Below are 432 nucleotides of genomic sequence, written 5' to 3'. Positions count from 1 at the left end.
CCATGTATGTCGTGGTTGGGCTGATTGGCTTCGGTATCGAATCGAGCCAGGGGAATGCGTTTGCGCAAGGCTGGCAGTTATATGCGATCACCGCTTGCCTGATGCTGGTGTTCGCGTTTCCTGGCTTTACGTGGCAATACCTGGTTCGCCATCATCGCGATTCCCGTTAATTCCCGCCGGGCAGGTTCCCGCTGTCTCGGCATGAGAGAGCGCCATGTCCGATCACACTCCGCTGAACGACCCCCCCCATACCACACAGGAACCGGACGCCGGTCTGCGCGAGACGCAGGTTGCATCTGCGTTGATGCACCAGGGTAAATTCCTCACGCTCAAGCAGGACATCGTGCGGCTGCCGGACGGCCGCAACGCCAGCCGCGAATATCTGGTTCATCCGGGCGCGGTGATGATGATTCCGCTGTTCGACGATGGCAC

1 protein-coding gene and 1 pseudogene are annotated in these 432 nt (G+C 59.7%); both read left to right on the top strand.

Annotated elements, in window-relative coordinates; all coding sequences use genetic code 11:
* The first annotated feature begins 2 nt into the window (after positions 1-2).
* On the top strand, positions 3-170 hold the full coding sequence (locus tag J5M66_RS26715; protein ID WP_207817555.1) for a DUF2818 family protein: 168 nt from the start codon (positions 3-5) through the stop codon (positions 168-170).
* 44 nt (positions 171-214) lie between these two features.
* Positions 215-432: pseudogene (locus tag J5M66_RS26710) on the top strand (hypothetical protein); the annotation flags it as partial.

It is taken from the genome of Pseudomonas sp. 67(2021) (assembly GCF_017491835.1).
Taxonomy (GTDB): Bacteria; Pseudomonadota; Gammaproteobacteria; order Pseudomonadales; family Pseudomonadaceae; genus Aquipseudomonas; species Aquipseudomonas atacamensis.
This window is presented reverse-complemented; position numbering and strand designations above follow the sequence as displayed.

Bases quoted from the DNA above. Each gene is read 5' to 3' on its own strand.
- J5M66_RS26715 (WP_207817555.1), top strand. From the start codon at position 3: ATGTATGTCGTGGTTGGGCTGATTGGCTTCGGTATCGAATCGAGCCAG.